Raw genomic sequence first — 5,483 nt, forward strand, 5'->3', positions numbered from 1 at the left:
GTGCAGGTCGCGCGTGCGCCGCACCGTTTCCAGCTCGTGCTTCAGCTTGGTGATCTTGTCCTGCAGGATGCGGCGGTCGGATTCGATCTGGGTTTCGCCGGGGCCGCCGAGGAAACCGGCGCCGCCGCGCTGCCGTTCGAGGTGGGTCCAGCTGCGCACCAGCCGGCCCTTCTGGTAGTTGAGATGTGCAAGCTCGACCTGCAGCGTGCCTTCCTTGGTGCGCGCCCGCTCGCCGAAGATCTCGAGAATGAGCCCGGTGCGGTCGAGCACCTTGGCATTCAGTTCCTTTTCGAGATTGCGCTGTTGAACCGGCGTCAGCGGATGGTCGACAATGACCAGCTCCGCCTTGCGTTCCCTTACGATGTCGGCGAACTCGGCCACCTTGCCGCTGCCGAGCAGCGTGGCCGGCCGCGGGTCGGCGACCGTCACCACCGCGGTGTGGACCGGGTTGAGGTCGATGGCGCTGGCTAGCCCGACCGCTTCGTCGTGGCGGGCATCGGCCGAGCGGCTCAGCCGCGGGCGGCTCGACTCATCGTCGCCGCGCGGCTGGCGGGTAAGCACCGGCACAATAACAACAGCCCGGGTCGGATCCTTGGCTTCCGGCCCGAGTTGATGTCCTTGTTTTCCGCGAACGCTGCGGTCCGCGTCCTTATCACGTGCCAATCAGGCGCCCTGGCTTTCCTCGCCATCGAACATCTGAACCGGCTGGCTCGGCATGATCGTGGAAATGGCGTGCTTGTAGACGAGCTGGGAGTGCCCGTCACGCCGCAACAACACACAAAAATTGTCGAACGAAGTGACGACGCCGGTCAGCTTCACGCCGTTGATGAGGAAGATGGTAAGTGGATTTTTGCTCTTGCGAACTGAATTCAGGAACAGGTCCTGAAGGTTTTGCGATCGTTCCGCCATTTTTCTTGTCTTTCGCCGATCCCCTTCGGTTTGCAGCCAATGCGCCAAATTACGCGGCACGTGTCAAGCGCGCAAACCCCCTCTTGCCGATACAAAGGCAAGCAGAACGAGATAGTTGAGGTTAACTCCAGTTGTGCGGTTATCAGGCTGGACTTTTTTCCGCAACGTCAAAAAAAGCCTGCCGCAACGAAAGTGTCATAGAGCCAGGATGGCCATTTGCGATTGGCGCACCGTCGATTTCGACCACCGGCATGGCGATTGTGGTCGCCGAACTGATGAACGCCTCCCTGGCAGCCTTGGCCTCAGTGACCGAAAAACCGCGCTCCTCGATCTTGAGGCCGAGCTTGGCGGCGACATCGAAAAGCGTCGTGCGGGTGATGCCGCGCAGGATGCCGTGCTCGGCCGGCCGGGTCACCAGGACGCCGTCCCTTGTAACAATCCAGGCGTTTGACGAGCCGCCTTCCTTGACGTTGCCATCGGCGTCGACGAACCAGGCTTCCTGGGCGCCGGCTTCCTTGGCCTTCTGCTTGGCAAGCACATTGGGCAAAAGGCCCGTGCTCTTGATGTCGACGCGGTCCCAGCGATTCTCAGGCACGGTGATGACCTTGATGCCGGTCTCCACCCGCTTCGCATTCGCCGCCGGATCGGCTTTCCTGGCGGTTATGACCAGGGAAGATTGCGTGCCTGCCGGCGGAAAAACGAACTCGCGGCTGGCAACGCCGCGCGTCACCTGCACATAGACGAGGCCGTTGACCACGCCGTTGCGGTTGACCACCTCGCGCAGAAGCAGCGGCAAGACGCCTTCCGATACCGGCCAGGCGATCGACAGTTCCTTCAGCGAGCGCTTGAGCCGGGCAAGATGGCGCGGCATGTCGACGATATGGCCGCGCGACACTTCGCAGACCTCATAGACGCCGTCGGCGAACTGGTAGCCGCGGTCCTCGATATGGACGCTGGCTTGGGAATGGACGACATAGCGCCCGTTGACATAGGCAATGCGCGGCATGGGCATCCTCGGGGAAATATCGGGCTTTCTTAGGCGATTCTGCCCTTGCCGTAATAAACAATCGCGTGGGCCAAGCCAGCTCTGGGAGTCTTACGCAATTCCGGGCGGAAAACCGCTACGCACTTTTCCTGGAATTGCTTTTACACGCCTAGCGACTTCAGCTTGCGATGCAGGGCCGAGCGCTCCATGCCGATGAATTCGGCCGTCTTCGAGATGTTGCCGCCGAAGCGGTTTATCTGGGCGATCAGATAGTCCTTCTCGAATTGCTCGCGCGCCTCGCGCAACGGCAGCGCCATTATGTGCTGGTCCGACTGATTGGGCGTGCGTGGCATCACGTCGCCGATCTCTGACGGCAGAAGGTCGGCGGTGATCGGAGCATCGGGATTTTCCCCTCGCGCCAGGATCATCAACCGCTCGACATTGTTGCGCAGCTGGCGAACATTGCCCGGCCAGTTATGCGCCTGCAGCACAGCCAGTGCGTCGTCGCCGATGCGGCGCGGCTTGATGCCGGCCTGGCGCGCGATCTGCTTCATGAAATTGTCGACGAGATAGGGAATGTCCTCGCGCCGCTCGGCAAGCCCCGGCACCATGACCGGAACCACCGCCAGGCGGTGGTAGAGGTCCTCACGGAAGCGGCCGTCGGCGATCATCGCCTCCAGGTTTTGCGAGGTGGAGGAGATGATGCGGACATCGACCTTGACGCGCTTGGTGCCGCCTACCCGCTCGAACTGCTGCTCGACCAGCACACGCAGGATCTTGTTTTGCGTTTCGCGCGGCATGTCGGCGACTTCGTCGATATAGAGGATGCCGCGATGCGCTTCCTCCAGCGCGCCGACCTTGCGCTCGGTGCCGTTCGATTCGGTGCCGAACAGTTCGATTTCCATACGCTCGGGCGTGATGGTGGCCGCGCTCAGCGTCACGAAGGGGCCGGCCTTGCGCGACGACAGGGCGTGGATGGCGCGCGCCGTCAGCTCCTTGCCGGAGCCGGACGGGCCGACGATCATGACGCGGCTGTTGGTCGGTGCGACGCGCTCGATGGTCTGCCGCAGCTGGCTCATGGCCGACGACATGCCGATCAGGTCAAAGGTCTCGCCGCTGCGCTGCTTAAGGTCGGAGACCTCGCGCCGCAGCTTGGACGTTTCGAGCGCGCGCTCGGCGATCAGGATCAGGCGATCGGCCTTGAACGGCTTCTCGATGAAGTCGTAGGCGCCGCGCCGGATGGCCGACACCGCCGTTTCGATGTTGCCATGGCCGGAGATCATCACGACCGGCATGTTCGGGTGCATGGTCTTGATCTCGTCGAGCAGCGCCAGGCCGTCGAGGCGCGAGCCCTGCAGCCAGATGTCGAGGAAAATCAGCCGCGGCGCGCGGTCGGCGATCGCCGCAAGCGCGCTGTCGGCGTCATGCGCCGTACGGGTTTCATGACCCTCGTCGCTCAGGATACCGGCGACAAGTTCGCGGATGTCTTCCTCGTCATCGACGATGAGAATGTCAGACGCCATTACCGACCTTTTCAGTTTCTCGTTCGTGTTCGTTTCGACCTTCACCGCGTGGCGGCGCGGCTACGATCGTCGCCGGCGGCAGGATGATCGAGATCATCGCGCCCCGGCCACCATGGAAATCCGCTGGCGCGTCGTGCAATTCGAGACGGCCGCCATGGTCCTCCACGATCTTCTTGACGATAGCGAGGCCGAGCCCGGTCCCCTTCTCGCGCGTCGTCATATAGGGCTCGAGAAGCCTTTGGCGATTCTCGCGCGGCAGCCCCTTGCCGTTGTCGATAACGTCGATTCGTATGGCGCCATCTTGGCGCCTGGCATGAATCCGGATTGTGCCGTCCGAACGATCCGCCGGATCAAGCCCATCTATCGCCTCGGCGGCGTTCTTGATGACGTTGCCGAAGGCCTGCGCCATCAGGCGGCTGTCGAAAGTGCCCTTCAACGGCTCGCTGCCGAAATCGCGCTCGAAGGCGATGTCGGGGCGGCTGACCTCGACCAGGAAGGAGGCCTCGCGCAGCGACTCACGCAGGTCGATCGCCTTCATCTCCGGCTTCGGCATGCGGGCGAAGGCCGAGAATTCGTCGACCATGCGGCCGATGTCCTCAACCTGGCGGATGATGGTGTCGGTGCACTGGTCGAAGACCTCGCGATCCTCGGTGATGACCTTGCCGTAGCGGCGCCTGATGCGCTCGGCCGAGAGCTGGATCGGCGTCAGGGGGTTCTTGATCTCATGCGCGATCCGTCGCGCCACATCCGCCCAGGCCGAAGAACGCTGCGCCTGGACGAGATCGGTGATGTCGTCGACCGTGACCACGTAGGATTTCTCTTCCTCGCCGTCGTCGCCGGACTCGACGGTGACCTGGACGTTGAAGGTGCGCTCCAGGCCCGCGCGGAAGAAGGTCACCTGCTCGCGGTAGACCGGCTTGCCCGACTGGCGTCCGATCTCAAAGACCCGGCCGACAAGGGGCAGGACCGCCGAAAGGTTCTGGCCGAGCGTCGCACTTGCCGAAATCGCCAGCATGGTTTCGGCCGAGCGATTGACGATGGTGATGATGCCGTAGGGATCGACGCCGATGACGCCGGCGGTGACGCCGGCCAGCACCGCCTCGGAGAAACGCCGGCGTTCGTCGATCAGATCCTTGGCCGAAAGGAGCTCATTGCGTTGCGATTTGAGCTCAAGGATCATGTTGTTGAAGGTATCGCCCAGCGAGGCGACGTCGCCGTCGGACTGGCGCACGGGCACGGCGACGTCGAGATTGCCGGTGGCCACCTCGTCGGCGGCGCCAATCAGCTGGCGGATCGGCCGCACGATCCGGTCGGCGACGGCGATGCCGGTCCAGATCGCCGACAGGATGATGATCAGCGTGAGCGACAGATAAGGCAGCGCAAAGGCGACCTGCGAGGTCCGGCGGTTGTCTTCCAGATTGCGGTATTCGTCGGTGTTGGCCTTGACGATCTGGCGCGCCTTGATCACGTCGGGATCGACCAGCCGGATCGTGTAGAGGTAAAGCCCTTCGATCTCGCGCAGCTTGATGATGGCGCCCATGATGTTGCGGGTGCGCGGCTCTATCAGAACCGGCTTGCCGCCGGACGCGGTCTCGACGGCGCCGGAGGGTGGCTCCGGCATCGGGAAATCGGCATCGGTCTTGGCGTTCATGACGAACGAGCCGTCGGGCTTGATCAGGGCCGCATGAGCCAGTCCGCGTCCAACGGCTTCCTTGTTCAGCAGATCGAGGAACCCACCCTGGTCGAGGCCGTAGAGCGTGCGCGAGGCATCGAGATCGTATGCCATCGACAATGTCGTGCCCTGCAGGTTGCGCGCGTTCTCCTGTACATAGGCGTCGGCGATCGACAGCGATGAGTTGACGATCGTCTTGGTGCGGATCTGGAACCAGCGGTCTAGGCCGATGTCGAGTGTGATCGAGGCGATGATCGCCACCATGATGGCCGGGATGGCGGCAACCAGCGCGAACATCGCGACGATGCGCACATGCAGCCGCGAGGCGGCCCTGCCATGGCGCCGCGCCAGGACGATGCGGCGCACCTCGCGGGCGATCAGCGCGATCAGGAAC

General features: G+C 63.2%; 4 protein-coding genes and 1 pseudogene. All 5 read right to left on the reverse strand.

Annotated elements, in window-relative coordinates; all coding sequences use genetic code 11:
• Nucleotides 1–663: pseudogene (locus EOA23_RS30970) on the reverse strand (GTPase HflX); the annotation flags it as partial.
• Complete coding sequence (gene hfq / locus EOA23_RS30975) at nt 664–909, reverse strand: RNA chaperone Hfq (protein ID WP_006202172.1); 246 nt, start codon at nt 907–909, stop codon at nt 664–666.
• Between the two features lie 142 nt (nt 910–1,051).
• Nucleotides 1,052–1,915 carry a D-amino-acid transaminase gene (locus tag EOA23_RS30980; RefSeq protein WP_127306915.1) on the reverse strand — a complete coding sequence of 288 codons (864 nt, stop codon included), beginning with the start codon at nt 1,913–1,915 and terminating at the stop codon, nt 1,052–1,054.
• Between the two features lie 140 nt (nt 1,916–2,055).
• Nucleotides 2,056–3,417, reverse strand: a complete 1,362-nt coding sequence (locus tag EOA23_RS30985) for a sigma-54 dependent transcriptional regulator (protein WP_042642304.1) — start codon at nt 3,415–3,417, stop codon at nt 2,056–2,058.
• Nucleotides 3,407–5,483, reverse strand: a 2,077-nt coding sequence (locus tag EOA23_RS30990; protein ID WP_145966530.1) for a PAS domain-containing sensor histidine kinase, incomplete at its 5' end; no start/stop codon positions are given. The genes EOA23_RS30985 and EOA23_RS30990, both read right to left, overlap by 11 nt.

Origin of the sequence: Mesorhizobium sp. M2A.F.Ca.ET.042.01.1.1, from assembly GCF_003997405.1 — a bacterium.
In the GTDB taxonomy this organism is placed as follows: domain Bacteria; phylum Pseudomonadota; class Alphaproteobacteria; order Rhizobiales; family Rhizobiaceae; genus Mesorhizobium.